Source organism: Nocardioides endophyticus, assembly GCF_039543845.1.
In the GTDB taxonomy this organism is placed as follows: domain Bacteria; phylum Actinomycetota; class Actinomycetes; order Propionibacteriales; family Nocardioidaceae; genus Nocardioides; species Nocardioides endophyticus.
This window is the reverse complement of the sequence record NZ_BAABKN010000023.1, coordinates 32,651-57,093: the sequence shown is the minus strand read 5'-3', so window position 1 is coordinate 57,093 and position 24,443 is coordinate 32,651. Positions and strand designations below refer to the sequence as shown.

Genomic DNA, 24,443 nt, shown 5'->3' with positions numbered 1-24,443 from the left:
TGCGTCGGTGAACCACGCTCATGTCCTCGCCTACTTCGCCGACGACCCCACGCGCAGCTACCAGCTGATCCAGTGGCTGCCCGTGCTGGAGCAGCTCGATCACCAGCATCCGGTCGAGATCGTCGCGCGCGACGGGGACACGGCCGAGCTTCTCGGCTGCTGGACCCGGTTGCCGATCACCCTTGCCCCGTCCTTCGCCGAGCTGACCCAGGTGTACGCCGACTCGGACGCCAAGGTCGTCCTCTACTGCAACAACTCGATGCTCAACTTCCACTCGCTGCTGGACGGCCGCAAGCTGCACGTCCACATCAACCACGGCGAGAGCGACAAGCAGAGCATGGCGAGCAACAACGCCAAGGCCTACGACCGGGTCTTCGTCGCCGGCGAGGCCGCGGTGCGGCGTCACGAGGCGGGGCTCCTGGAGTTCGACACCTCCCGCCTGGTGCGCACCGGGCGGCCGCAGCTCGACCTGCGCCCGCCGGCCGTGCTCGAGCCGAGCACTCGCCGTACCGTCCTCTACGCACCCACCTGGGAGGGCGACGCCGAGTACAACGACTACACCTCGGTGGACACCCTCGGCGCCGAGATCGTGCGCGCGGTGCTGGGCGTGCCCGACGTGCGGCTGGTCTACAAGCCGCACCCGAAGGTCACCACCAGCCAGGTCGAGGCGATCCGCGCCGCGCACGCCCACATCCTGGCGCTGGTGGCCGAGGCCCGCCGCCGAGACCCCGAGGCCGGGCACATGGCTGTCACCGCCGGCGACATCCTCGCCGTGATGCCCGACTGCGACGCGATGATCACCGACGTGTCCTCGGTGGGCCTGGACTGGCTCTACCTGCGCACGGACAAGCCGATCTTCATCACCGACCGGCACCACGACGCCGAGCGGCTCCGCCAGGAGGTGCCGGTCAGCAGGTGCGCGGACGTGCTCGCCGAGGTCGTCGTCTCCGAGCTCACGGCACTCGTCGCCGCCCGGCTCGAGTACGACGAGCACCACCTGGCGCGGGTCGCCATGCGGCACCACTACTTCGACGACCTGCAGGTCGGCGACAGCACCACCCGCTTCCTGGAGTCGGTGTCCGCGCTCGTGGCCCTCCGCGACCGGTTGGTGGGTGGCCCCGGGCTCGGCGAGGCCATCACCGCCTGAGCGCGCAACTGTCGCCTCGCCGGTTGCAACGCGATGTTGTGGCGTCTAGGAAACCCGTTAGAACAGGGTCACCAGACCCCCTAATACCGCGTTACAGCCGGTCATGCGGCCAGGAATGACCCTGGACCAACGCTAGAACACGTTCTAGTGTGCGGCCATGGACAGACCTCTGCGCGTCATCCAGTGGACCACCGGCAACATCGGCCGGCGCTCGCTGCACGCGATCATCGGCCGGCCCGACCTGGAGCTGGTCGGCGTCTACGCCCACGGCGCCGAGAAGGTCGGCAAGGACGCCGCCGAGCTGTGCGGGCTGTCGGAGCCGACCGGCATCGTGGCCACCAACGACATCGCGGCGCTGCTCGAGCTCGGCGCCGACGCATGCTGCTACAACCCGCTCTGGCCGAGCATCGACGAGCTGTGCGCACTGCTGGAGTCGGGTGTCAACGTCTGTACGTCGGCGGCCTGGATCACCGGCGGCAAGCAGACCCCGGAGGACCGCGAGCGGATCCAGAAGTCGTGCGAGAGCGGGAACGCTTCGATCTTCGGCAGCGGCGCCCACCCCGGCATGACCAACCTGGTCGGCATGGTGCTCAGCGGGTCCTGCGAACGGGTGGACGAGATCCGGATCACCGAGTCGGTCGACTGCTCGACGTACGAGAGCGCCGAGACGCAGCGGGCCATGGGCTTCTCGCTCGACCCCGAGACGCCCGGCCTCGCCGAGTCGGTGCGCCGGGAGAGCGAGGTCTTCGCCGAGTCCGCCGCGATGATGGCTGACGCGCTCGGAGTGACCCTGGACCGGATGAGCTTCGACGTCGAGTTCACCGCGGCCACCGGCGACAGCGACCTGGGCTTCATGACGATCCCGGCCGGCACGGTCGGCGGCGTGATGGGTTACCACCGCGGCTGGGTGGGTGACCGCAACGTCGTGAGCGTCGGCTTCAACTGGACGATGGGCCAGCACGTCACGCCGCCCAAGCCGCTCCAGCACGGGCACGTGATCCAGGTCTTCGGGGTGCCCAACATGCGCACCGTCCTGCACTGCCTGCCGCCGAAGGGGTGGGCCGAGGGGTTCATGGACCTCGGGATGATCTACACGGCCATGCCGGTCACCAACGCGGTGCCGTACGTCGTCTCGGCGCCACCTGGGATCGTCACGCTGGCCGACCTGCCTCCCATAGCAGGAAGGGTTGCCGCAACCACCGGTTGAGGAGGGCCACCGGCGTCGGTCCCGCTGCGCGGGGACGCCCGGTTCGCTGTGTCGCCGGCGACGTACGCCGCGGTGAGGGTCCGTTGCGGCGCCGCGCCTCGCTTCTACGCTCACCGGGCGTCCCCGCTCCGCGGCTCCGGTGGTCGCCCCTCGGTGGTCGAGCAGCGAGCGCCAGCGAGCGTCGTCGAGACCCCCGCAGGGAGGGCAGGGTGCCGGGTTGCTCGTCAGTGACCGACGAGGACTGCGGGGTCGACGGGGGTGGCGGCCTTCTTCCGGGGCAGCATCAGGGCCGGGATGATGCAGACGGCGACCAGGATCGTGCCGACGAGGAAGGCCGAGCCGAAGGCGCCGGACATGTCGCTGAGTGCCGTGGGGACGATGCTCGGGTCGGGGGTCGTCCCGGACTCGGTCGCGGTCCGGAGCTCGGTGGCGGCCTCGCTGTCGTTGAAGCCGTTGGTGAGCACGACCGAGAACAGCGCCGTACCGATCGAGGCCGCGACCTGCTGGGTGATGTTCATCAGCGTGGAGCCGCGGGCGATCTCGTGGTCCTTCAGCGTCTGCAGCGCCGAGGTCATGATCGGCATCATCGTGCCGCCCATGCCCAGGCCCATGATGAAGAGGGCGGAGAGCAAGAAGAGGTACGACGGCTCCGTCACGTCGAAGCCGCTCGCCGAGGCGCTGATCGCGTCGGTGCCGACGGCCACCTGCGTGAACATGCCCATGCCGACCACGATCAGGGCGATCCCGGCCATCACGATCTTGCCGGGCCCGATCTTGTCCGTGAGGATGCCGGCCACCGGCATCGTCAGCATCGCCGCGATGCCCTGCGGGGCGAGCAGCAGGCCTGCGTCGAGGGTGCTCTCCCCACGGACGAGCAGGAAGTACTGCGGGAAGAGCAGGCTGGCTCCGAAGAAGGCGATCGCGAACAGCGACATCGCCACGACCGCGACGCTGAGCGACCGGTTGCGGAAGAGGTGCAGGTCCATCAGCGGGTGCTCGGGCGAGCGGAACAGGCTGCGGAGCACGAAGAGGACGACGAGGACGAGGCCGATCGCGGCCGTCACCAGGACCTTGGTCGCGAGCACCGTCCCGGTCTCGGGGATCGAGGAGACGCCGTACAGGAACAGGGCCAGGCCGGGGGAGAGCAGCAGCATGCCGACGAAGTCGAAGCTCTCGGACGGGGTCGGGCTGTCACTCGGCAGCACCTTGGCCGCGTAGACCAGCGCGATGATGCCGATCGGCAGGTTGATCAGGAAGATCCAGTGCCAGCTGGCGATGTCGATCAGCCAGCCACCGAGGATCGGGCCGAAGATCGGGCCGAGCAACATCGGGACGCCGAGCACGGCCATCACCCGGCCGATCCGGTGCGGTCCCGCGGCGCGGGTCATGATCGTCATGCCGAGCGGCATCAGCATGCCGCCGCCGAGGCCCTGGAGGACCCGGAAGAACGTGAGCATCTCGATGCTGTTGGCGGCCGCACACAGGATCGAACCGAGGGTGAACAGGGTGACCGCGAGCATGTAGAGGCGCTTGGTGCCGAAGCGGTCGGCGGCCCACCCGGTCAGCGGGATGACGGTCGCGAGCGCCAGCGTGTAGCCGGTCATCGTCCACGCAGTCTGGGCGGGCGAGGCGTCGAAGACGTTCTGGAACGTCGGCTGGGCGACCGAGACCACGGTGATGTCGAGGATCGACATGATCGCGCCGAGGACCACCACTCCCGCGACGAGGAGGACGTTGCGGTCGAGCTTGTCGTCGGCGGGGCCGGGCTCGCCAGCGGTGGTCGATGTCGTCTCGGTGCTCACCGGTCGAGGCTAGGTCGACCGGCCGACATCGGTCACCCGACTTTTGTCTCGTCGACCAGTGGTCTTCGTCACCGACCGAGTGCAAACAGTCGTGCGGCGGGTCAGCCGAGCTGGGCCTCGATGGCGCCGACGACCGCCGGGTCGTCCGGGACGACGCCGGGGCTGAAGCGGGCGACGACCGCGCCGGAGCCGTCGACGAGGAACTTCTCGAAGTTCCAGGTCACGTCGCCGGCCTCGCCCTTCTCGTTCGGGGTGTCGACCAGCGCGCGGTAGATCTCGTGGCGGTCGTCGCCGTTGACCTCGATCTTCTCGGTCATCGGGAAGGTGACGCCGTACGTCGCGGAGCAGAACTCCTGGATCTCCTCGGCGGACCCGGGCTCCTGGCCCATGAACTGGTTGCACGGCAGCCCGACGACGGTGAAGCCGCGCTCGGCGTACTTCTCCTGGAGTTGCTCGAGGCCGGTGTACTGGGGGGTCAGGCCGCACTTGCTCGCGACGTTGACCAGGAGGGCCGGCTTGCCGCCGGTGAGCTCGCCGAGCGTGGCGGCGGAGCCGTCGAGCCGGGCGATCGAGGAGTCGAGGATCGTCATGACTACGATCGTAGAACGCCGCGACAACAACCGTGTCGGTGTCTCGGGCTAGCGTCACTCCGTGTCCTTCGTCCCCCTCACCGGTCCGGCGACCTTCCGCGCCGCCGATCCGCCGAGGGAGGGGGTCGTCGAGTTCACCGATGCTCGCCGTACGGTCGCGCTCCCGATCCGAGCGGCGCTCCCGGTCCTGACGAAGGCGCGCAACCGCGAGGACCTGCACCCGAGCGTCGGGCTGCTGTCGGGGGCGGCGCTGCTCGGGATGCGGTTCGTGGCGGCCGGGAAGTTCGCGCCGAGCGCCCCGGCGTCGGGCACGGGTACGCCGAGCTGGCGGGTCAGCGGCCTCGACGAGGACGACGAGGAACGCATCGAGATGCTGGCGCGGGCCCAGCGCGAGGACGAGCGGCTGGTGCGTGACCTCATCGACGCGGTGGCCGACGCGATGCCGCGACAGCCGCCGGAGGCCTGGGTCGCCGTACCGAAGCGGCGGCCGAGCGAGCCGGCACCATCGTCCTTCGAGGAGCGGCTCCAGGCGCGGCTGGCCAAGCACCGTCGAGTCGACCCGACCGACCTGCCGCAGCTGGTGAGCCTCTCGATCCGGGTCGAGGCCGACGAGGAGGAGCTGGTCGCGGGCGCCGTACGACTGGTGCCGCAGGTGCACGACGAGCAGAACCCGTTGCACCTCTGCGACCTGGCGACGCTGTGGACCCACGACGCCGACGAGCACGGGTTCGGGGAGCGCGCGCGCACCCACGCGACGATCGCGCTGCGGGCCGCGGCCGACGCGTGGTCGGTGCTCGACCGGCTCCTGGAGCTCCGGGTGCCCGACCAGCTCGTGCTCGACACCGACGAGCTCGTCAGCCTGCTCGACGAGGGGGTCGGTGCACTGCGGGACCGCGGGGTCGACGTGCTCTGGCCGCGCAGCCTGGGCCGCGACCTGAGCGCGACCGCCACGCTCGACCGGGCGTCGCCGGCCGCACCACCAGGAGAACGACGGAGTGAGCCGCTCAACGAGCCGCTGCTCGGGACCGAGTCGCTGTTCGCCTTCAAGTGGCAGGTCGCGCTGCACGGCGACCCGCTGACCGACGCGGAGATGGACCAGCTCGCGTCGTCGGCGACCCCACTGATGCGGCTGCGCGGCAACTGGGCCGTGGTCGACCCGTCGATCGTCCGCAAGGCCCGCAAGCGGCTACTGCGCACGGTGAAGCCGGCTGAGGCCGTGGCCGCCGCGCTCACCGGCGTCGTACAGGTGGGCGCCGAAGGCGCCCCGGAGCAGGTCGTCGTCGGTGCCAGCCTGCTGAAGGTCCGCGAGCAGCTGCTGACGGCGGCGACCCGCGAGCCGGTCGAGCCGCCCGCCGCGCTGACCGCGACCCTGCGCGACTACCAACGACACGGGCTGACCTGGCTGGCCGAGCTCACCTCGCTCGGCCTCGGTGCCTGCCTCGCCGACGACATGGGGCTCGGCAAGACGATCACCCTGATCGCGCTGCACCTGCACCGCCACCAGCACGGGGCGACCGGGCCGACGCTCGTGGTCTGTCCCGCGAGTCTGCTGGGCAACTGGGAGGACGAGGTGCACCGGTTCGCCCCCGGCACACCCGTCGTCCGCTTCCACGGCAGCGCGCGGGATCTCGCCGGCGCCGAGGACGGGTTCGTGCTCACGACGTACGGCACGATGCAGCGTGATGCCGCGCGTCTGGCCTCCGTGGGTTGGGACCTGGTGGTTGCCGACGAGGCGCAGCACATCAAGAACCCGCGTACGTCGACCGCTCGCGCGCTGCGCACCATCCCGAGCACGGCGCGGGTCGCGCTGACGGGCACGCCGGTCGAGAACAACCTGACCGAGCTCTGGGCGATCCTCGACTGGGCGATCCCGGGGCTGCTGGGCAGCCGCAACGCCTTCCGCAAGGCCTGGGCCGCGCCGATCGAGTCGGGCAAGGAGCCCACGAAGGCCGCGCAGTTCGCCGAGCTGATCGGGCCGTTCCTGCTGCGCCGGCGCAAGTCCGACCCCGGCATCGCGCCCGAGCTCCCGGCGAAGACCGAGACCGACCACCGGATCGGGCTGACCCGCGAGCAGGTGGTGCTCTACGAGTCGTTCGTGCGCGACATCATGGAGCGGATCGAGCGTGCCGACGAGGACACCCGGCGCGGGCTGGTGCTCAAGCTGCTCACCGGACTCAAGCAGATCTGCAACCACCCGGCCCAGTTCCTCAAGCAGTCCGCCGTGAAGCTGTCCGGGCGCTCGCAGAAGATCGACCTGCTCGACGAGCTCCTCGGCACGGTGCTCGCCGAGGACGGGGCCGCGCTGGTCTTCACCCAGTACGTCGCGATGGGCCGACTGCTCGAGGCACACCTGGACCGCTCCGGCGTACCCCACCAGTTCCTGCACGGCGGCACGCCGGTGCGGGAGCGGGAGGCGATGGTGCGTCGCTTCCAGGCAGGGGAGACTCCCGTCTTCCTGCTGTCGCTCAAGGCCGGCGGCACCGGGCTCAACCTGACCCGCGCCGACCACGTGCTGCACGTCGACCGCTGGTGGAACCCCGCCGTCGAGGAGCAGGCGACCGACCGCGCGTACCGGATCGGCCAGACCCGGCCGGTGCAGGTGCACCGGATGATCACCCGCGGGACCATCGAGGAGAAGATCGCCGAGATGCTCGGTCGCAAGCGGGCGCTCGCCGACGCCGTACTGGGCAGGGGCGAGATGGCGTTGACCGAGCTCAGCAACGACGAGCTGCGCGACCTGGTCACCCTGCGCCCGGACGTGCTCGAGTCATGACGGGTGCCGTCCTCCACCCCCGGGTCCAGCCCCGCCGCGGTGCCGCGAGGGCGACGACGTGGTGGGGCAAGGCCTGGGTGCGCGCGGTCGAGGAGGCGTCGTACGCCGAAGCCGACCTGCGCGCCGCTCGGACGCTCGCCCGCGGCGGCCAGGTCGGCCAGATCGCCACAGAGCCCGGCCGGTACGTCGCGTCGGTCGAGGACGCGCGCGGTCTGTGGACGGTCGGGGGCACGCTGCCGGTCTTCGACGACGCGGGCGTGGCGGCGCTCGTCGAGACGGTCGCCGCGGCCGCCGGTCGGGTCGCCGCCCTGGTGGCCGGCGAGCTCCCCCACGAGCTGGTCGAGCAGGCCGACGAGGCGGGTGCGGAGCTGCTGCCGAGCGGGTTCGAGCTCGGCTCGACCTGCGGGTGCGACCACTGGACCGACCCGTGCGTGCACGCGCTGGCGGTGCTCTACCAGCTGGCGTGGCTGGTCGACGCCGACCCGTTCGTGCTCTTCCAGCTGCGCGGTCTGCCTCGCGACGAGCTGCTCGCGCGGCTGCACGCCCGGACGGTGGCGATCGAGGACGTCGACGTCGACCTGGATCGTGCCGTCGAGGCGGCGCTGTACGCCGCGCGCCTCGTCGAGGAGGTCGAGTCGTCCGCCTCTCCGCTAGCCATAGGGGCTTCTGAAGCGGACGACCCGGTTAGCTGAGCGCGCCGAGGGCCATCCGGGTCAGCAGCTCACGCATCTGTACGTCGGGGAGCAGGCCGCTGTGCGGCGTGGAGTTGATCAGTCCGAACGCCGCATGCGCCATCGACCGCGCGGTCGGCAGGTCGAGCTCGGGGTCGAGCACCTGGAGCTCGGCGGCCCACAGGTCGACGTACTCGCGCTGGAGGGCGCGCACCTGCTCGCGGGCGTCGGTGGGCAGTGACTCCCAGTCGCGGTCCTGCACCACGATCAGCGGCCGGTGGCGCAGCGCGAAGTCGACGTGCCAGTCGACCAGCGCGGCCAGCGCTGCCGGGGGTTCGGGCGTCTCGGCGACCCGGCGCCGGCCTTCGCGCAGCAGCTCCTCGCTGATCGAGACCAGCATCTCGGCGAGCATCGCCTGCTTCGACGGGAAGTGCTTGTAGAGCGCCGGACCGGAGATGCCGCAGGCCGCGCCCAGGTCGGCGACCGACACCCCGTGGTAGCCGCGCTGCGCGAACAGCTCCGCCGCCGTCGCGAGGATCTGGTCGCGTCGGCTCATGTCGCAAGGTTAGAGGTTGTTAACCCCGGGGCGGGTGGTTCGTCCGCGGGCCGGCGGCGTACCCACGGACGAAATGGTCGTTCGACGGGTCCATCGGCAGCCGTTTCGTCCGTGGCTACCCCGCCGAGTCGGGCCAGCTCAGGCCTCGGGCTGCTGGTCGTTCTGCTGCTCCGCGATCTGACGGCGTACGTCGTCCATGTCCAGGTCCTTGACCGCGGTGATGACCTGCTCGAGCGCGGGCGCGGGGAGGGCGCCGGGCTGGCTGAACACCAGGATGCCGTCGCGGAACGCCATCAGCGTCGGGATCGAGGTGATCTGCGCGGCGGCGGCGAGCGACTGCTCAGCCTCGGTGTCGACCTTGCCGAACACCACGTCCTCGTGCCGCTCTGCCGCGGCCTCGAAGACCGGCGCGAACTGGCGGCACGGGCCGCACCACGACGCCCAGAAGTCGACGAGGACGATGCCGTTGTCGACGACGGTCTGCTCGAAGGTGTCGGCGGTCAGCTGGGTGGTAGCCATGCGAGTTCCAACGGCGCCGGGGAGCGGGATGTTCCCGAGCGGTGGACCCCTAGGTTAATGATCGCTAACCTAGGCTGCGTGAGCCACATGAGGGAGCTGGTGGACGACCTGCGCGAGCGCCTGGCCGTCGCGCGCGCCGGCGGCAGCGAGTCCGCACGGACCAAGCACACCGACCGCGGCAAGCTGCTGGTCCGGGACCGGGTGGACCGGCTGCTCGACCCGGGCAGCCCGTTCCTGGAGCTGAGCCCGCTGGCCGCCACCGGGATGTACGGCGGCCCAGGCGAGTCACCGGTACCCAGCGCCGGCATCGTCACGGGCATCGGCCGAGTCAGCGGCCGCGAGGTGGTCGTCGTCGCCAACGACGCGACCGTCAAGGGCGGCACCTACTACCCGATCACGGTCAAGAAGCACCTCCGCGCGCAGACCGTCGCGGCGGACAACAGGCTGCCGTGCGTCTACCTCGTCGACTCCGGCGGCGCGTTCCTGCCGATGCAGGACGAGGTCTTCCCCGACCGCGAGCACTTCGGCCGGATCTTCTTCAACCAGGCCAACCTCTCCGCCCAGGGCATTCCGCAGATCGCGAGCGTGATGGGCTCGTGCACCGCCGGCGGCGCCTACGTCCCCGCGATGTCGGACGAGACCGTGATCGTGCGCAACCAGGGCACGATCTTCCTGGGCGGCCCGCCCCTGGTGAAGGCCGCGACCGGCGAGATCGTCACCGCCGAGGAGCTCGGCGGCGGCGACGTGCACGCCCGCACCTCCGGCGTCGTCGACCACCTCGCCGAGGACGACGCGCACGCGCTCGCCATCGTCCGCAGCATCGTCGGGACGCTCGAGCGCCGACCCGCGGGTGCGTCGTACGAGATCGCGCCTGTCGAGGAGCCCCACGAGGACCCGAGCACGCTGTACGACGTCGTGCCCGCCGACACCCGCACGCCGTACGACGTCCGCGAGGTGATCCGCCGGATCGTCGACGGCAGCCGCTTCCACGAGTTCAAGAAACTGTACGGCGAGACACTGGTGACCGGCTTCGCGCACGTCTGGGGCCACCCGGTCGGCATCGTCGCCAACAACGGCATCCTCTTCAGCGAGTCGGCCCTCAAGGGCGCGCACTTCATCGAGCTGTGCAACCAGCGCGGCATCCCGCTGGTCTTCCTGCAGAACATCTCCGGCTTCATGGTCGGCAAGGAGTACGAGAACAACGGCATCGCCCGCGACGGCGCCAAGCTCGTCACCGCCGTCGCCTGCTCGGTCGTCCCGAAGTTCACGGTCGTCATCGGCGGCTCCTTCGGTGCCGGCAACTACGGCATGTGTGGCCGCGCCTACGACCCGCGCTTCCTCTGGATGTGGCCGAACGCGCGCATCTCGGTGATGGGTGGCGAGCAGGCTGCGTCCGTCCTCGCGACGGTCCGTGGCTTCGACGATCCCGCGGAAGAAGAGGCGTTCAAGGCGCCGATCCGCGATCAGTACGAGACCCAGGGCTCGCCGTACTACTCGACCGCCCGCCTCTGGGACGACGGCGTCATCGACCCCGCCGACACCCGACGCGTCCTCGGCATGGGCCTCGCCGCCGCCGCGAACGCCCCGATCCCCACGCCGTCGTACGGCGTCTGGAGGATGTGATGAAGACCCTTCTCATCGCCAACCGGGGCGAGATCGCCCTCCGCGTGATGCGCACCGCGTCCCGGATGGGCATCCGCACCGTCGCGCTCTTCACCGACGCTGATTCAACGGGGGGCGCCGACGCGCCGCACGTGCGCGCCGCCGACAACGCCGTACGGGTCGAGAGCTACCTCGACATCGACTCCGTCGTGGCCGCCGCCCAGACCGCGGGTGCCGACGCGATCCACCCCGGATACGGGTTCCTCTCCGAGCGCGCCGCGTTCGCCCGAGCCGTCGAGGCCGCCGGCCTCAAGCTGGTCGGGCCGTCCGCCGACGTGATGGACCGGATGGGCCGCAAGGACGCGGCCCGCGAGATCGCCATTGCGGCAGGGGTTCCCGTGGTGCCTGCGGGGGTCTCGACAGGCTCGACCACCGACATCGGCTTCCCGGTCCTCGTGAAGGCTGCGGCCGGCGGCGGCGGTAAGGGCATGCGCATCGTCCGCTCCGCCGAGGAGTACGACGAGGCCGTGGCGGCCGCCAAGCGCGAGGCGCTGTCGGCCTTCGGCGACGACACGATGCTCGTGGAGAAGTACGTCGAGCACGGACGCCACATCGAGGTCCAGGTGATGGCCGACGCGCACGGCAACGTCGTGCACCTCTTCGAGCGCGACTGCTCCACCCAGCGCCGCCACCAGAAGGTGCTGGAGGAGGCGCCCGCGCCGACCATCACCGCGGAGGTGCGCGAGCTCGTCACGAGCAGCGCGGTCGCCTTGGCCAAGCACGTCGGTTACGAGAACGCCGGAACCGTCGAGTTCCTGCTCGACTCCGACACCGGCGAGGCCTACTTCCTGGAGATGAACACCCGCCTCCAGGTCGAGCACCCCGTCACCGAGGCGATCACTGGACTCGATCTCGTGGAGCTCCAGCTCAGGGTCGCCGACGGCGAGCGGCTCCCGTTCAGCCAGGACGACGTCACCGTCACGGGGCACGCCATCGAGGCGCGGGTGTACGCCGAGGACTCGTTCGGGGGGTTCCTGCCCCAAGCCGGGCGGACGTCCATCGTGCGGTGGCCCGGGTCGTCCGCCTCACGAGCACCTATGGCTAGCCGAGAGGCGGACGACCCGATCAGGGTGGACCACGCGCTGGAGCCCGAGCAGGTCGTGAGCACGTCGTACGACCCGATGCTGGGCAAGGTCATCGCGCACGGGGCGACGCGTGAGGACGCTCGCCAGGCCCTGGTCGCCGCCCTGGACGACACCTCGATCCTCGGCCTCACCACCAACGTCGGGTTCCTGCGGGCGCTGGCGGCGAGCGACGAGTTCCGCGACGCCACCATCGACACCGCCTGGCTCGACACCGCCGAGGTCGAGAAGCCGGACGACGAGCTGCCCCGGATCTTCGTGGCGTGGGTGAGCGCGATGCTCACGGCGGTCACCGACAGCGGACACCCGTTCCAGTCCGACGGTTGGCGTTCAGGCGCAGACCCGGCGCCGACGATCGTCGAGCTCGACCGCCCGGTCGTCGTCGACCGCGCCCGCGGGACCGTCGACGAGATCCCCGTCCGACAGATCGACGCCGCCCACCACACGCTCACCCTCGCGGTCGACGGAACGCGCCACCGGGCCGTCGTCAACGTTCAACCACATGTCGCCGAGGTCGCCTTCCGGGGCCAGCGGTTCGCGTTCGAGCGGCCGGACGTCTTCGGCGACCACGCCCTCGACGTGGGCGACGGGACGATCACGGCGCCGATGCCGGGCACCGTCCTCGACGTACGCGTCTCCGACGGCGACCGGGTCGACGCCGGCCAGGTGCTGGTCGTGCTCGAGGCGATGAAGATGGAGCTGTCGCTGAAGGCGCCATTCGACGGGACGATCGGCAGCCTCAACGCGACCACCGGAGCGCAGGTCGCGCTCGGCGCCACCCTGCTGGAGGTGCAGCCCGATGAGTGAGCTCCCGACGACGGTCCCGGCAGAGGGGCTGCCGACCGAGGTCACGATCTACGAGGTCGGCCCCCGAGACGGCCTGCAGAACGAGAGCGCGCTCGTCCCCACCGACGTGAAGGCCGAGTTCGTACGCCGCCTCCTCGCCGCGGGTCTGCCCATCGTCGAGGCGACCAGCTTCGTCCACCCGAAGTGGGTGCCCCAGCTCGCCGACGCCGCCGACCTGATGGAGCTCCTCGGCGAGGCGGGGCGCGACTGCCCGGTCCTGGTCCCCAACGAGCGCGGCCTCGACCGCGCGCTCGAGCTCGGCGCCAAGCACATCGCGATCTTCGGGTCGGCGACCGAGACCTTCGCGCAGAAGAACCTCAACCGCAGCCTCGACGAGCAGTTCGCGATGTTCGAGCCGACCGTACGACGCGCGCGCGATGCCGGTCTCGACGTCCGGGCTTATGTCTCCATGTGCTTCGGCGACCCGTGGGAAGGTGACGTGCCGGTCGACCAGGTCGTCGACGTCGGCAAGCGGCTCTTCGACCTTGGCGCCAGCCAGCTCAGCCTCGGCGACACGATCGGCGTCGGCACCGCCGGGCACGTGACCGCGCTGGTGCAGGCGTTCGTCCAGGCGGGGATGGAGATCGACCAGCTCGCGATGCACTTCCACGACACCTACGGCCAGGCCCTCGCCAACACCTACGCAGCCCTGCAGGCCGGCATCACGACGTACGACGCGAGCGCTGGCGGCCTCGGTGGCTGCCCCTACGCCAAGAGCGCCACCGGCAACCTCGCGACCGAGGACCTGGTCTGGATGCTGCGCGGCCTGGGCATCGAGTGCGGGGTCGACCTCCAGCAGGTGGTCGACACCAGTGTCTGGATGGCGGGTCACCTGGGCCGACCGAGCCCGTCCGCCGTCGTACGGGCGTTGGCGTGACTACGGCAGAATCCTCGGCATGGCCGATGTCGTCTACCTCCATGTGGGTGCTCCCAAGACCGGGACGACCTACATCCAGGACCGGCTGGCGCTGAACCGCACCCAGCTGGCCCGGCACGACGTCCGCTACCCGCTCGGTGCCCGGGGCGACATGTTCCACGCGGCCCTCGACCTGATCGAGCGCCCCTGGGGCGGGATGCTCCCGGACGCCAAGGGCGAGTGGGACGCACTGGTCAAGCGGACCCGTCGTGCTCACGGGTCGGTCGTGATCAGCCACGAGATCCTGGCCGGCGCAACCGGTGAGCAGGTCGAGCGGGCGGTCGCGTCGCTGGCGCCGGCCGAGATCCACGTCGTGCTCACCGTGCGCGACATCGCCCGCCAGGTCCCGGCGGAGTGGCAGGAGCGGCTCAAGCACCAGGGCCGGATGCGGTACGGCAAGTTCGTCCGCCGGATCCAGAAGCCACGCTCCGAGATCGGCCGGTCCTTCTGGCAGGTCCAGGGCGTCACCCAGGTGCTCGAGCGGTGGAGCCGCCAGCTGCCTCCGGAGCGCGTCCACGTCGTCACCGTCCCGCAGCCGGGGGCCCCGCACGGCGAGCTGTGGCGCCGGTTCTGCCGGGCGATCGACGTCGACCCGGACTGGGCGCCGCTCGACAGCGTGCGTCGCAACCCCTCCATCGGCGCCCCCGAGAGCGCGATGCTGCGCCAGCTCAACGACCGGCTCCGCCGCACCAGGCTCGAGCACGCCGACTACCGCACCCTGGTGCGGCACCTGATCGTGCACGAGACCCTGGCCACGGAGCCGGTCCAGCAGCGGATCACCCTGCCTCCGAACCACTACGAGTGGGCGGACGAGATCTTCGAGTCGTGGCGGGAGTGGATCGTCGGGTCCGGTGTCGCCGTCGTCGGGGACGTCGAGGACCTCCGCCCCGTCCGGCCGGCACCCGACGCGATCTGGCACGACCCCGACCGCACCCGACCCCGCCAGGTCGCGGATGCCGCGCTCGATGCGCTCGTCGCGATGATCGAGGAGGCGGCCCGCCGAGACGATCCCGACGAACACCTGAGCGTCCGGGTCACCAAGGCCGCCAAGCGGTTGCGCGAACGGTGAGCGGCGACAGCGAGACCCCGGGCATCAGGCGAGCGTGGGGATGGGTGGCCCATCTGCGCGCCGGCGGTACGACGCCGTGGCGGGACTGGGTCGGCGAAGGCGTCGCGTACGGCCGTCACCTCCCCGGCGCCCAGCAGCTCGAGCTGCTCCGTCGCCTCAACGAGGCCGGCGACGTCCCGGCTGAGCTCGCCACCCGCGTGATCGAGGCCAGCGCGCCCGGGCGCGGGCGGCCCGACCTGGAGCTCGTCGGGTCGGTCGACCTCCCCGCGTTCGGACCGCCCCCGGTCGACCCCGCTGACCTCAGCGCCGACGAGCTGCTCCGGGTGGCGACCGGGCTGCTCGCCGAGGACGTGCACGCTGCGGGGTTGCCGGAGCTCGCGCCGGTCCGGCCACGTCCGTGGCGCACCCGCTACCGGTTGCTGGGCGATCCGATGCTCGCCGCATCGCGCCGAGCGGAGCTGGTCTCGCGTGGTCGCCCGCCCGGCGGTCGCAACGAGCTGGTCCTCGTGCTGGGCACGGACGTCGCCCAGATGATGGTCGACGCCTGGACCGCGCGGAGCATCGGCATCGGGGTCTCGCCGTGGCCCGAGTGGGTCCGCAAGGCGCGGCGCCTCGACACCCTGCCCGAGCGGGTCGACCTGGCCCGGCAGGCCCGGTCCGCGGCCGAGCGGGTCGGCGTACGGCGCGTGCGGGTGGTGCTCGACGTCGACGCGCTCCCGCGCCTGGTCGGTGTACGCCGCCCCCTCGCCGCGGGGCCCGAGATCTCCGCGGACGCGGCCGAGCTCGCTCGCCGGACCGGGCAGGTGCTGGCGCTGCTCGCCACGCCCGTCGAGCGGGCCGCGCTGCTGCGCGAGGTGCTGGTGCCGCGCCTCGCCGAGCATCCCGGACCGGCGCTGGCCCTCCCGCGTCGCCACCTGGAGTGGGCGCGCGGCCAGGCCCGCACCATGCGCGATGAGCTGGTCCGCGCTGGCTACCCTGTCCACGGCGATCCCGACGGCCTGTTGCCCGTCGTCCGCCACGGCGTCTCGCAACCCTCGGACGCCGGCGTCCTGGCGCTCGCCCTGCGCCTGCTGCTGGAGAAGAAGAAGTAGTGGTCCACCCGTGAGCACCCGCGTCCTACTGCACGTCGGCACGCCGAAGACGGGCACGTCATACCTCCAGGACGTGCTCTTCCGCAACCAGCGCACGCTGTCCGCTGCCGGCATCCACTACCCGGCGGACCGGTTCGACGCCCACTTCCTCGCGGCACTCGACCTGATGCGGATGCCGTGGGGCGGGCTGGAGAACCAGGCCGTCGGCCAGTGGGACAAGCTCGCGAAGCAGGTGCGCCGCAACGACGGCACCTCGATCATCAGCCACGAGATCCTCGCGACCGCCTCCCGAGCGCAGGTGGGCCGGGCGCTGACCTCGCTCGGCCACGACGACGGCACGGAGATCCACGTCGTGATCTCGGTGCGAGACCTGGTGCGCCAGATCCCGGCCGAGTGGCAGGAGAACGTCAAGCACCGCGCGAGCCTCTCCTACCGCGCCTTCCTCGACCAGATCCAGGACCCGCGACGCGAGGCCCGGATCTCGACCTGGTTCTGGGGGGTCCAGGAGCTGCCCGAGATCCTGGACCGCTGGGGCGATGACCTGCCACCCGAGCGCATCCACCTCGTCACGGTGCCTCCGGTCGGCGGACCTCCGGAGCTGCTGTGGAAGCGCTTCAGCACCGCCTTCGGGCTCGACGGAATCGACCTCACCCTCGAGGCGGAGCGCACCAACCCGTCGCTCGGCGTCCCGGAGACCGCGCTGGTGCGCCGGATCAACCGGGCCGCCAACCAGGAGCTGGAGCCGCGCGACTACCGGCCGCTGGTGCGCGAGCTGCTCGCCCACCAGACGCTGTCGCGACGGGCCGGGTCGCCCCGACTGGCGCTGCCGCCGGACCTGCACCCGTGGGTCTCGGACGTCACCGCGTCGTGGGTGGAGGAGATCGAGCGGCGCGGGTACGACGTCGTGGGCGACCTGGGTGACCTGGCCGGCGCGCCGCCGGTCACCGACTACGTCGACCCCGACCACCCGGACGAGGCGCAGGTCGCCGACGCGGCGGTCGACGCGCTCAAGGCGGTGCTGCTCGAGGGCGCCCGGCTGCAGCGGCGCGAGGGTGAGCTGCAGGCCGAGCTCGACCAGGTCTACAAGGCCCTCGAACGGTCCTACCTGCGCCCGACGTACCGCTGGCGCGAGCGCACCGTGCGTCGGCTGCAGCACAGCGAGCTCGGTCTTCGCGCGTTGGCGGCCTACCGGCGGGCGCGCGGTCGCAGCTCGCCGCCGGCGTAGCGCCCGATCTGGTACGTCGCGAAGCCGTCGACGCTCATGCCGACGATGCCGCCGACGACCGGGACCTTGCGCGCGACCGCGATGGCGGCGTGCTTGCCGGCCACCTTGGTCACCAGCTCGGAGGTGACCTCGGCGCAGAGCACCCGTTCGATCTCCGGGTCGTGCACGGGCGCCGTCGCGATCGCCATCGGTGGCGCGGGGATCTTGCGGGCCTTGACCAGGGCCTCGACCTTGTCCTCGCCGAGCATGCAGGCGAGCACCGCGTTGCGCACCCGCGGGTCCTCGAGGTCGTAGCCGCGCAGGTGCGCGATCACCGCCACCATCCGAGCCTGGATCAGGGCCAGTCCGGTGATGTTGGTCGGGATCGTGACCATCGCGGTGAACGCCCCGCCGACGCTGGTCAGCATCCCCTGGGCGCCGGCGTAGCGGATGTGGTCGTCGATGACCGCCTTGATGGCACGCTTCTGCCTACCCTCGGCCGCACGCAGCGCCTTGTCGGCGGTCGCGGCGGCCGACGGGAGCGGGCCGATCCCGTGGATCGCCCGGTGCAGCGCCTCGCGGACGAAGGTCGCGTTGAGCTCGGGCGCCAGCGCGGGCAACCGCGGCGCGACGTACTTGCCCGCCGCCGAGGTGATGTTGCTCTTCGCGCCCACGCCTCGATCGTACGGACCGGACGCGACTCCGAGGGTCGTCGGCGCCCGCTACGGTCTGGATCGTGCCTCCGATCGAACCGCCGCCGTCGCGCTGGACGTTCGGTGATCCGGCGGGCTTCGACCCCCTCGACGACCTCGTCGGGATCGGCGCCGACCTGGCTCCGGGGACCCTGCTGGCGGCGTACCGGCACGGGCTCTTCCCGATGCCGTCCGGGACGCCAGGTGACCCGATGTATTGGTTCTGCCCGGTCCGTCGCGGCGTGCTGCCGCTCGACGGGCTGGTGGTGTCGAAGTCGTTGCGCCGCTCGTGCCGGGAGTTCGAGATCCGGATCGACACGGCGTTCGCGGAGGTCGCGGACGCCTGCGCCGACCCGTCTCGTCCTCAGGGCTGGATCGACCGCGACATCCGCGCGGCGTACCTCCGGCTGCACGAGCTCGGCTGGGCCCACTCCGTCGAGGCCTGGCGTGACGGACGGCTGGTCGGGGGCCTGTACGGCGTGGGCATCGGCGGGCTGTTCGCGGGCGAGTCGATGTTCCATCGCGAGCGCGACGCCTCGAAGGTCGCCCTGGTCGCCCTGGTCGAGGGCCTGCGGGCGAGCGATCCGGCCGGGCGACTGCTCGACGTGCAGTGGTCGACGCCGCACCTGGCGTCGCTCGGCGTGGTCGAGATCAGTCGACGGGAGTACCTGCGTCGTCTCGCGGCCACTCAATTTTTAAGCGAACCCGACATCTTCCGGCGCAATCCGGACGTCTTTGATGCAGAGTGACCCGGACCTGCTGCGGATCGAGGAGAAGACCTGCATGGACCGTCCGACGAACATCGCTCTGAAAGTTGCCGGGATCGCCTTGACGCTGGGCTTTCTGGGCGGCGCGCTGGCCGGGTGTGGTGGGAGCGACGGCGACGAAGCGCCGAAGGCGGATGCTTCGAAGGCGGATGCGCCGACATCGGATGCGCCGAGGTCGGATGCGCCGAGGTCGGATGCGCCGAAGGACGTGTCCACGGAGGACTTCTGCGAGCAGTTCCTGGGGCTCGCCAAGCAACTGGTCAAGATCGACATCAAGGATCCCGCCGAATCGATAGCGAGGATCAAGGAGTGGGCGGCCGGAATGGAGGACTACGGCACGCCGAGCGAGATGACCGACGAGGTCCGGCAGGGCATGGAGGTCGTCGTCTCCAGGTTCGTCGAACTCCCCGCAGACGCGACGGCCGAAGAGCTCCAGACAGTCGGCGCCGACCTGTCCGCCGAAGACAGCAAGGCCACTCAGGCCTTCGGCACCTGGACCGGAGAGAACTGCCCGCAGCAGCCCGACATCTCGGCCCAGTGATGACCGACCAGGCGATGCTCAGCGCACTCAGACGACTCGGGGCGGCGCGCCGGTCTCGCTGACCATCGGCCGGCCGGCCCCCGCCCAGTCGAGCATGCCGCCGTCGAGGTTGACGACGTCGTACCCCTGCTCGGCCAGCCAGGCGACGACCTGCCCGGAGCGGCCGCCGACCTTACACACGACCAGGGTCTGCCCGCCGCCGACCTCGTCGAGCCGCTCGGGCAGGTCGTTCATCGGGATGTGCACGGCGCCGTCGATGTGCCCGTGCTCCCACTCGAAGTCCTCACGCACGTCGAGCACTGAGAGCTCCTCGGGCAGCGGGTCGGGCACGGCATCGATGGAGACGGTGGGGATCTGGCTCACGGGTGGTCTCTCTCGGCGTTCGGCAACGGGACTGTGCTCCGAGGTTAGGCTTCGCCGGCCCGACCGGACGAACCCGGGAGTGCCCCTGGACTTGCCGGAATATACCCCCTATGGGTATAGGTTGGGTCGCCATGGACCACCACGAGCACCACGAGCACCACGCCCAGCACGGCCACGCGGCGATGGGTGGCATCAACTCGATGGCGGTCAGCGCCACGCTGCACTGCCTGACCGGGTGTGCGATCGGTGAGATCGCGGGCTTGATGATCGGCACCGCCGCAGGGTTGGCGAACGGCTGGACCATTGCCCTCTCTGTCGGGTTGGCGTTCTTCTTCGGCTACACGCTCTCGACGTTGCCGCTGGTCAAGGCCGGCCTGTCCGTGGGTGCGGCGCTGAGTGTCGTCCTCGCCGCCGACACGCTGTCGATCGCGACCATGGAGGTCGTCGACAACCTGGTCATGGCGGTCCTCCCCGGTGCGATGGACGCGGGCCTGGTCAACGTCGTGTTCTGGGTCGGGATGATGATCGCGCTGACGGCCGCGTTCTTCGCGGCGTACCCGGTGAACCGCTACCTGCTGCGGCGCGGCAAGGGGCACGCCCTGCTGCACCAGTACCACCAGGGCGGCGCGGAGGCGGTCGGCGTACGACGGCTCATCCCGTCGTTCGCGACCTCGACGTTGGTGGCCGTGCTGGTCGCGTTCATGCTCGGCGGCCTGGTGGTGTCGATCGCGGACGAGGTCGGTGGCGGACCGAGCGAGGACGGGCACGCCTCAAGCGCTACTTGAGCAGCTTGCTCATCCGCCGGTCGGCGAGCGGCTTGCCGCCGGTCTGGCAGGTCGGGCAGTACTGCAGGCTCGAGTCGGCGAAGGAGACCTCCAGCACGGTGTCGCCGCAGACGGGACACGGCTTGCCGGTCTGCCCGTGCACCGCGAGGTTGGACTTCTTCTCGCCCTTGAGCTCGCTGGCGTGCAGGCCGCGAGACCTCGCGACGGCGTCGCCGAGGGTGTCGCGCACCGCGGCGTACAGCGTGGCGAGCTCGTCGTCCGTCAGCCCGTTGGCCGGCTTGAAGGGCGACATCTTCGCGGCGTGCAGGATCTCGTCGGAGTAGGCGTTGCCGATGCCGGCGATCGTGCTCTGGGAGCGGAGCACGCCCTTGAGCTGCTTGCGGCCCTCGTGCTGGAGGATCTCGGCGAACTTGTCGATGGTGAACTCGTCGTCGAGCGGGTCGGGCCCGAGGCGGGCGATGCCCGGGACGTCCTGCGGATCGCGAACGACGTACGCCGCCAGGCTCTTGCGGGTGCCGGCCTCGGTGATGTCGAGCCCGGACTGGTCGTCGAGGACGACCCGGAGGGCGAGGGTGGACTTGGTGCTGGGCTTCGGCGGGACGGTCGGCACCTCGTCGCGCCATCGGATCCAGCCCGCGCGGGCGAGGTGAAGGCACAGGTGGATGCCGGACGCCTCGATGTCGAGGAACTTGCCGTGCCGGGTCACGTTGTCGACCATCGTGCCCTCAAGCGCGGACAGCGGTGGGTCGAAGGTCTTGAGCGCGCTGAACGCCGCGATATGGATCTTCGCGATGGCGTGGCCGTCCAGCCGGCTCCTCAGGTCGAGGGCCAGGGCTTCCACCTCGGGCAGCTCGGGCACGCCCCAGAGTCTAGGCAGAACCGGTGACAGGCCTTGCCTGTCGGGAGCATCATGGAGGTGTGCCCGCCGTACGCCCGCTGCCGGAGACGGGGTCGATCTTCCTCGACGCCCGCGGGGGCGACCGCGCGCTGCGGGTCTCGTGGCACCAGGAGGCCGGCATGGTGGTGCTGTCCCTGTGGCGTGACAACGTCTGCGCCGGCTCGTTCCGGCTCGCCATCGACGAGGTGCCGGACCTGATCACCGTGCTCCAGGCCGGGTTGGTGCGCTCCTACGAGGACGCCCGCGATCGGCTCACGGTCCTCGGCTCCGCGTCCGCCTGACCGGGGTTGTCGGCCGAAACCGTCGGACACGCCGTTGCCGCTACGGCGTGTCCGCGGGATTCCCCGGGCAGCCGGGGAAACCCGCCCGCCGCGCCGCCACATCTCTACGAAATCTCCTAGACACCTGGATACGGTCCTCACGTGGACCCGATCCGAAACCCGTACGCCCCCGGCGCCGGGCAGCGACCGCCCGAGCTGGCGGGTCGCGACCGCGAGCTTCAGCAGTTCGAGGTGACCCTCGAGCGCGTCGCGGCCGGCCGACCCGAGCGCAGCATGGTCCTCAGCGGCCTGCGCGGCGTCGGCAAGACCGTGCTGCTCAACGCGCTGCGCGGCCAGGCCGTACGACGGGCGTGGGGGACCGGCAAGATCGAGGCTCGCCCCGACCAGAGCATCCGGATCCCGATCGCCCAGGCCGTGCACGCGGCGGTCCGCGAGGTCGCCCACCGGCACCGTGACCCCGACCGGGTCGACGAGGTCGCCAGCGTCCTGAAGAGCTTCGCGCTGCGCACAAGCGTCGACGACCGCAAGGGGATGAGGTGGACGCCTCCGACCGACGTCACAGCGGCCAAGGGGAGGGCCGACTCCGGTGACCTCGAGCTGGACCTGGTCGAGCTGTTCGCCGACGTCGCCACGCTCGCCGGTGACCTCGGCGTCGGCGTCGCGCTCTTCATCGACGAGATGCAGGACATCTCCACGCCCGAGCTGGCCGCGCTCTGCGGCGCCTGCCACGAGATCAGCCAGCAGGGCGCGCCGCTGGTCGTCGTCGGCGCCGGCCTGCCACACCTGCCGGTCGCGCTCGCCGCGTCCAAGTCGTACGCCGAGCGCCTGTTCCGCTACGCCTCGGTCGACCGCCTCCCCCGGGAGATGGCCGACCGCGCCTGGCGGCTGCCTGCTGCCGAGGAGGGGGTGGAGTTCGAGGACGACGCCCTCGACGAGCTCTACCGGCTGACCGACGGCTACCCCTACTTCGTGCAGGCCTACGGCAAGGTGACCTGGGACGCCGCCGTCGGCTCACCGATCCGCGTCACCGACGTACGCGCCGCAGCACCGGAGGCTGAGGCCGAGCTCGCCGTCGGCTTCTTCGGCGCCCGCTACGACCGGGCCACCCCGGCCGAGCGCGACTACATGACCGCGATGGCCGACCTCGGCGCCGGCAACCTGGACGGGCCGATCGCCACCGCCGAGGTCGCGGCCCACCTGGTCCGCAAGCCGCAGTCGCTCTCCCCGGCGCGCGACGGGCTGATCAAGAAGGGCCTCGTCTACTCGGGCGAGCGCGGCAGCGTGGCGTTCACCGTCCCGCACTTCGGCAAGTTCCTGAGGTCCAGGTGATGACACGGTGAGCGCCACCCTCGTCGCCAAGGACCTCGCGGGAGGCCACGGCCACCGCACTCTCTTCGAGGGCCTCGACCTCACGGTCTCGCCCGGCGACGTCGTGGGCGTCGTCGGGGCCAACGGCGCCGGCAAGTCCACGCTCCTGCGGATCCTCGCCGGCGACCTGGAGCCACACGGCGGCACGGTCAGCACCGCACCCGCTGACGCGTTCGTCGGCTGGCTCCCACAGGAGCATGAGCGAGTCCCTGGCGAGACGGTCGCGGCGTACGTCGGCCGCCGCACCGGCGCGACCGCAGCGACCGCCGCGATGGAGGCGGCGGCCGAGGCGCTGGGCTCCGAACGGCCGGGCGCCGACGACGAGTACGCCGCCGCGTTCGACCGCTGGATGGCGAGCGGTGCCGCTGACCTCGACGAGCGGATCCCGCCGATGCTGGCCGACCTCGGCCTGGACGTCGGTGCCGACGCCCTGATGGCGAGCCTCTCCGGAGGCCAGGCGGCCCGGGCGGCGCTCGCGTCCCTGCTGCTGAGCCGCTTCGACGTCGTACTCCTCGACGAGCCCACCAACGACCTCGACCTGGCGGGCCTCGAACGCCTCGAGGCCTTCGTGCGTGGCCTGCGCAGCGGTGTCGTGCTGGTCTCCCATGACCGCGAGTTCCTCTCCCGCTGCGTCACCCGGATCGTCGAGCTCGACCTCGCTCAGCACCAGGTCGCGGTGTATGACGGCGGCTACGACGCGTTCCTCGAGGAGCGCGCCGTGGCCAGGCGGCACGCCCGCGAGGCCTATGAGGAGTTCGCCGACAAGAAGGCCGACCTCGTGTCCCGCGCCCGCATCCAGCGCGAGTGGAGCTCGCAGGGCGTCCGCAACGCGATGAAGAAGAGCCCCGACAACGACAAGATCCGACGCCGCGCCCAGTCCGAGTCGTCGGAGAAGCAGGCCCAGAAGGTGCGCCAGATGGAGTCGCGCATCGCCCGGCTCGAGGAGGTGGAGGAGCCGCGCAAGGAGTGGGTGCTGCAGTTCAGCATCGGCGCGGCGCCCCGCTCGAGCGCGGTGGTCGCGACCCTCAACGAGGCCAGCGTCCGGCGCGGTGGCTTCGCCCTCGGACCGGCCTCGCTGCAGGTCAACGCGCGCGACCGGATCGGCATCACCGGGCCCAACGGTGCCGGCAAGACGACGCTGATCGGCCTGCTCCTGGGGCGGATCGTGCCCGACGCGGGCACTGCCAGCCTCGGTGCGACGGTCGCGATCGGCGAGATCGACCAGGCGCGCACCGGCCTCGCCGAGGGCCTCCCGCTCGGCGACGCGGTCGAGGCTGCTCTCCCGGAGATGGCGCCCGCCGACATACGCACCCTGCTCGCGAAGTTCGGGCTCAAGGCCGACCAGGTCGCCAGCCTCGTCGGCCGGTTGTCGCCGGGGGAGCGGACCCGGGCCGCGCTCGCGCTCCTCCAAGGCCGCGGGGTCAACCTGCTCGTGCTCGACGAGCCGACCAACCACCTCGACCTGCCCGCGATCGAACAGCTCGAGGAGGCGCTCGCGTCGTACGACGGCGCGCTGCTGTTGGTGTCGCACGACCGCCGGCTGCTCGACAACGTCAGCCTCGACCGACGCTGGCGTGTCGTGGACGGGGTCGTCACCCAGGAGTCCTGAGGCG

Annotated in this window: 23 protein-coding genes; 16 read left to right on the top strand and 7 right to left on the bottom strand. The window is 71.2% G+C overall.

Annotated elements, in window-relative coordinates; translation table 11 throughout:
• The first annotated feature begins 7 nt into the window (after nt 1–7).
• Together ABEA33_RS17455 and ABEA33_RS17450 are read left to right on the top strand one after the other, a co-directional pair.
• Nucleotides 8–1,147, top strand: a complete 1,140-nt coding sequence (locus tag ABEA33_RS17455) for a CDP-glycerol glycerophosphotransferase family protein (protein ID WP_345528169.1) — start codon at nt 8–10, stop codon at nt 1,145–1,147.
• Between the two features lie 157 nt (nt 1,148–1,304).
• Nucleotides 1,305–2,354: an NAD(P)H-dependent amine dehydrogenase family protein gene (locus ABEA33_RS17450; RefSeq protein ID WP_345528167.1), complete on the top strand. Its 1,050-nt coding sequence runs from the start codon at nt 1,305–1,307 to the stop codon at nt 2,352–2,354.
• Nucleotides 2,355–2,578: 224 nt separating this feature from the next.
• Here ABEA33_RS17450 and ABEA33_RS17445 read toward each other — a convergent pair whose 3' ends face one another.
• Complete coding sequence (locus ABEA33_RS17445; protein ID WP_345528166.1) at nt 2,579–4,156, bottom strand: DHA2 family efflux MFS transporter permease subunit; 1,578 nt, start codon at nt 4,154–4,156, stop codon at nt 2,579–2,581.
• A 101-nt stretch (nt 4,157–4,257) separates the two neighbouring features.
• Nucleotides 4,258–4,746 (bottom strand): glutathione peroxidase, encoded by a 489-nt coding sequence (locus tag ABEA33_RS17440; RefSeq protein WP_345528165.1) that lies wholly within the window; start codon nt 4,744–4,746, stop codon nt 4,258–4,260.
• Between the two features lie 61 nt (nt 4,747–4,807).
• Here ABEA33_RS17440 and ABEA33_RS17435 point away from each other — a divergent pair, with 61 nt between their 5' ends.
• On the top strand, nt 4,808–7,519 hold the full coding sequence (locus tag ABEA33_RS17435; RefSeq protein ID WP_345528164.1) for a DEAD/DEAH box helicase: 2,712 nt from the start codon (nt 4,808–4,810) through the stop codon (nt 7,517–7,519).
• Nucleotides 7,516–8,211 carry an SWIM zinc finger family protein gene (locus tag ABEA33_RS17430; protein WP_345528163.1) on the top strand — a complete coding sequence of 232 codons (696 nt, stop codon included), beginning with the start codon at nt 7,516–7,518 and terminating at the stop codon, nt 8,209–8,211. The genes ABEA33_RS17435 and ABEA33_RS17430 overlap by 4 nt, the downstream gene beginning before the upstream one ends.
• Here the strand turns inward: ABEA33_RS17430 and ABEA33_RS17425 are convergent.
• Nucleotides 8,204–8,746 (bottom strand): SACE_7040 family transcriptional regulator, encoded by a 543-nt coding sequence (locus ABEA33_RS17425; protein WP_345528162.1) that lies wholly within the window; start codon nt 8,744–8,746, stop codon nt 8,204–8,206. The genes ABEA33_RS17430 and ABEA33_RS17425 overlap by 8 nt on opposite strands.
• A gap of 138 nt (nt 8,747–8,884) precedes the next feature.
• The gene (gene trxA, locus ABEA33_RS17420) at nt 8,885–9,265 is read right to left on the bottom strand and encodes a thioredoxin (RefSeq protein ID WP_345528161.1); all 381 of its coding nucleotides are present in this window, start codon (nt 9,263–9,265) and stop codon (nt 8,885–8,887) included.
• Nucleotides 9,266–9,352: 87 nt separating this feature from the next.
• On the opposite strand from trxA, the gene ABEA33_RS17415 reads away from it, so the two are divergent.
• Genes ABEA33_RS17415 through ABEA33_RS17390 form a run of 6 tightly spaced genes read left to right on the top strand, consistent with a single transcriptional unit; the run spans nt 9,353 to nt 17,156 of the window.
• Nucleotides 9,353–10,888, top strand: a complete 1,536-nt coding sequence (locus tag ABEA33_RS17415) for a carboxyl transferase domain-containing protein (RefSeq protein ID WP_345528635.1) — start codon at nt 9,353–9,355, stop codon at nt 10,886–10,888.
• Nucleotides 10,888–12,816 (top strand): acetyl/propionyl/methylcrotonyl-CoA carboxylase subunit alpha, encoded by a 1,929-nt coding sequence (locus ABEA33_RS17410; RefSeq protein WP_345528159.1) that lies wholly within the window; start codon nt 10,888–10,890, stop codon nt 12,814–12,816. Before ABEA33_RS17415 ends, ABEA33_RS17410 begins: the two co-directional genes overlap by 1 nt.
• Nucleotides 12,809–13,732, top strand: coding sequence for a hydroxymethylglutaryl-CoA lyase (locus ABEA33_RS17405; RefSeq protein ID WP_345528158.1), 924 nt, complete (start codon nt 12,809–12,811; stop codon nt 13,730–13,732). Before ABEA33_RS17410 ends, ABEA33_RS17405 begins: the two co-directional genes overlap by 8 nt.
• 19 nt (nt 13,733–13,751) lie before the next feature.
• Nucleotides 13,752–14,840 carry a hypothetical protein gene (locus ABEA33_RS17400; RefSeq protein ID WP_345528156.1) on the top strand — a complete coding sequence of 363 codons (1,089 nt, stop codon included), beginning with the start codon at nt 13,752–13,754 and terminating at the stop codon, nt 14,838–14,840.
• Nucleotides 14,841–14,884: 44 nt separating this feature from the next.
• Nucleotides 14,885–15,931 (top strand): hypothetical protein, encoded by a 1,047-nt coding sequence (locus tag ABEA33_RS17395; protein ID WP_345528154.1) that lies wholly within the window; start codon nt 14,885–14,887, stop codon nt 15,929–15,931.
• Between the two features lie 10 nt (nt 15,932–15,941).
• Complete coding sequence (locus ABEA33_RS17390; protein WP_345528152.1) at nt 15,942–17,156, top strand: hypothetical protein; 1,215 nt, start codon at nt 15,942–15,944, stop codon at nt 17,154–17,156.
• Here the strand turns inward: ABEA33_RS17390 and ABEA33_RS17385 are convergent.
• Complete coding sequence (locus ABEA33_RS17385) at nt 17,117–17,809, bottom strand: EcsC family protein (protein WP_345528151.1); 693 nt, start codon at nt 17,807–17,809, stop codon at nt 17,117–17,119. The genes ABEA33_RS17390 and ABEA33_RS17385 overlap by 40 nt on opposite strands.
• Before the next feature lie 62 nt (nt 17,810–17,871).
• Between ABEA33_RS17385 and aat the strand changes: the two genes are divergently transcribed.
• Entirely contained in the window at nt 17,872–18,576 is a 705-nt protein-coding gene (aat, locus tag ABEA33_RS17380; protein WP_345528150.1) for a leucyl/phenylalanyl-tRNA--protein transferase, read from the top strand.
• Nucleotides 18,566–19,135, top strand: a complete 570-nt coding sequence (locus ABEA33_RS17375) for a hypothetical protein (RefSeq protein WP_345528149.1) — start codon at nt 18,566–18,568, stop codon at nt 19,133–19,135. Before aat ends, ABEA33_RS17375 begins: the two co-directional genes overlap by 11 nt.
• A gap of 27 nt (nt 19,136–19,162) precedes the next feature.
• On the opposite strand, the gene ABEA33_RS17370 is transcribed toward ABEA33_RS17375, so the two are convergent.
• Complete coding sequence (locus tag ABEA33_RS17370; RefSeq protein WP_345528148.1) at nt 19,163–19,498, bottom strand: rhodanese-like domain-containing protein; 336 nt, start codon at nt 19,496–19,498, stop codon at nt 19,163–19,165.
• Between the two features lie 131 nt (nt 19,499–19,629).
• On the opposite strand from ABEA33_RS17370, the gene ABEA33_RS17365 reads away from it, so the two are divergent.
• Nucleotides 19,630–20,283 (top strand): DUF4396 domain-containing protein, encoded by a 654-nt coding sequence (locus tag ABEA33_RS17365; protein ID WP_345528147.1) that lies wholly within the window; start codon nt 19,630–19,632, stop codon nt 20,281–20,283.
• On the opposite strand, the gene ABEA33_RS17360 is transcribed toward ABEA33_RS17365, so the two are convergent.
• Nucleotides 20,276–21,142: an Fpg/Nei family DNA glycosylase gene (locus ABEA33_RS17360; protein ID WP_345528146.1), complete on the bottom strand. Its 867-nt coding sequence runs from the start codon at nt 21,140–21,142 to the stop codon at nt 20,276–20,278. The two genes, ABEA33_RS17365 and ABEA33_RS17360, sit on opposite strands and share 8 nt — an antisense overlap.
• Before the next feature lie 59 nt (nt 21,143–21,201).
• On the opposite strand from ABEA33_RS17360, the gene ABEA33_RS17355 reads away from it, so the two are divergent.
• The 3 genes from ABEA33_RS17355 (at nt 21,202) to ABEA33_RS17345 (ending at nt 24,439) form a co-directional block, all read left to right on the top strand.
• Nucleotides 21,202–21,462 (top strand): hypothetical protein, encoded by a 261-nt coding sequence (locus ABEA33_RS17355; protein WP_345528145.1) that lies wholly within the window; start codon nt 21,202–21,204, stop codon nt 21,460–21,462.
• 141 nt (nt 21,463–21,603) lie between these two features.
• Complete coding sequence (locus ABEA33_RS17350; RefSeq protein ID WP_345528144.1) at nt 21,604–22,791, top strand: ATP-binding protein; 1,188 nt, start codon at nt 21,604–21,606, stop codon at nt 22,789–22,791.
• A 7-nt stretch (nt 22,792–22,798) separates the two neighbouring features.
• Nucleotides 22,799–24,439, top strand: a complete 1,641-nt coding sequence (locus tag ABEA33_RS17345) for an ABC-F family ATP-binding cassette domain-containing protein (RefSeq protein ID WP_345528143.1) — start codon at nt 22,799–22,801, stop codon at nt 24,437–24,439.
• Nucleotides 24,440–24,443 lie beyond the last annotated feature (4 nt).

Bases quoted from the DNA above. Each gene is read 5' to 3' on its own strand.
- ABEA33_RS17450 (WP_345528167.1), top strand. From the start codon at position 1,305: ATGGACAGACCTCTGCGCGTCATCCAGTGGACCACCGGCAACATCGGC.
- ABEA33_RS17440 (WP_345528165.1), bottom strand. From the start codon at position 4,746: ATGACGATCCTCGACTCCTCGATCGCCCGGCTCGACGGCTCCGCCGCC.
- ABEA33_RS17430 (WP_345528163.1), top strand. From the start codon at position 7,516: ATGACGGGTGCCGTCCTCCACCCCCGGGTCCAGCCCCGCCGCGGTGCC.
- ABEA33_RS17425 (WP_345528162.1), bottom strand. From the start codon at position 8,746: ATGAGCCGACGCGACCAGATCCTCGCGACGGCGGCGGAGCTGTTCGCG.
- trxA (WP_345528161.1), bottom strand. From the start codon at position 9,265: ATGGCTACCACCCAGCTGACCGCCGACACCTTCGAGCAGACCGTCGTC.
- ABEA33_RS17415 (WP_345528635.1), top strand. From the start codon at position 9,353: ATGAGGGAGCTGGTGGACGACCTGCGCGAGCGCCTGGCCGTCGCGCGC.
- ABEA33_RS17410 (WP_345528159.1), top strand. From the start codon at position 10,888: ATGAAGACCCTTCTCATCGCCAACCGGGGCGAGATCGCCCTCCGCGTG.
- ABEA33_RS17405 (WP_345528158.1), top strand. From the start codon at position 12,809: ATGAGTGAGCTCCCGACGACGGTCCCGGCAGAGGGGCTGCCGACCGAG.
- ABEA33_RS17400 (WP_345528156.1), top strand. From the start codon at position 13,752: ATGGCCGATGTCGTCTACCTCCATGTGGGTGCTCCCAAGACCGGGACG.
- ABEA33_RS17375 (WP_345528149.1), top strand. From the start codon at position 18,566: ATGCAGAGTGACCCGGACCTGCTGCGGATCGAGGAGAAGACCTGCATG.
- ABEA33_RS17365 (WP_345528147.1), top strand. From the start codon at position 19,630: ATGGACCACCACGAGCACCACGAGCACCACGCCCAGCACGGCCACGCG.